Source organism: Bacillus sp. BP-3 (assembly GCF_028401955.1).
In the GTDB taxonomy this organism is placed as follows: domain Bacteria; phylum Bacillota; class Bacilli; order Bacillales; family Bacillaceae_G; genus Bacillus_A.
Genome location: NZ_JAQOTJ010000053.1, coordinates 1 through 1442, shown reverse-complemented (window position 1 = coordinate 1442; position 1442 = coordinate 1). Strand labels below are relative to the sequence as shown.

At 34.1% G+C, this 1442-nt stretch carries 1 protein-coding gene; it reads right to left on the bottom strand.

All coding sequences use genetic code 11. The features are described from left to right. Positions 1 to 339 precede the first annotated feature (339 nt). A partial coding sequence (locus PLX19_RS25885) for an IS4 family transposase (RefSeq protein ID WP_272191798.1) occupies positions 340 to 1442 on the bottom strand: 1103 nt, incomplete at its 5' end.

Genomic DNA, 1442 nt, shown 5'->3' with positions numbered 1-1442 from the left:
ATTATTAGTCACTGCCTAAATGGTACCCCTCATTTATCAATATCTATTTCTGCTTTTTTAAACTTTGCAACAGAACCATTTTTCAATAAATATTCCCACAAAAACAAATGGGGATATTTAACATAATTTTTTATTTAATCATAGTCTCGGCTGGAGTAAATGCCTCGTATTCATTATATTTTGTTATTATTTCAGTTAGGGGTATCGCCACATCGCTATCAAGCTAAGCTCATACAACGTCAATTATAGTAAAGGTTGTTTCTTTTTTCTAAAGGCTACGTGTAGAGAATTTAAAGATTTGCATACGAAATAAACCCTAATGGGTTTCATTTTTAAAATTTAAGCCGCTTGATTATCAGACATGGTACAATTGTAAACGACACCTAATATATCAAAGACTGTTTTCTTCTTATACCTATGAGATTTTCGCCCGTTTTGCTGTAGGAGGTTGAACAAGCGAATTAGAATCTTTGATAGCTCTTGGGTGTCTTTCTGTATAGCTTGGAAAAGAAGAAGAAAGTAATCTTTAATCATATATATGGCCTTATATTCACTCAGTTCTCGTTTCTTTTTTATAAGAAGTAATTGCCGCATTTGAAACATGGTAGAAGAACATAGTAGAATGGCAATCAGTTGCCCATACAAATGGCATTCCAATCGTTCTCGTTTTATCTTTTTACAATGATGAATATGAAAGAATGATTTCCACGTTTTAAATAAAATCTCGATTTGCCAACGTAAAGAATACCAATCATGTACTTGTCCCATTGGGACAATATCTATAGGAGTGTTTGTCATATATACATTTATGCCACTGAGTCGTTTACTACAAGGAGAATACTTCATTCCTTTCTTTTTTTCTCTCACAGTTTGATCCTGTAATCGTTTTTGTTGTTGTTCTTTTGTTAGGCGATGAACAATCACACGAGTTAGTACTTTATCAGTCATTCCTACATAAGCATCGGGTATTTCACATGTTTGTCCTGGCTGAAGAGAGTTCATTAAATCCTCCATATCTATCTGTATATACTCTGTAACTTTCTTGATTCTTCCATCTTTAAAATAATCAGGATTGGGATTTTTTTGATAAATACGTGTATTCGACTTGATACGAGAAATATAGTAAGCCTTTTTATCTTGTATATATTGAAGGTCTTTCAAATGAAAATACCCTAAATCTCGGATACATAAATCATTCGCTTTCACAGTTGGGACACACAGAGAACCGTAGGTTCGATCATGTTGTTTACCTGGACCTGTATGAATATGTAGGAACTGTCCACTTAATAGATCATACTCAAGCTGAATTTTCACTCCCGCTGTATGGCTGCATCCTCCTGCACCTGGATAAACGAATGAAAAGGGATCTGGGAGTTGAAATGCAGTTGAATCTAAAATACGAATACGCTTGAAAACAGAAGTATATGGAGAAGAAATCGGTA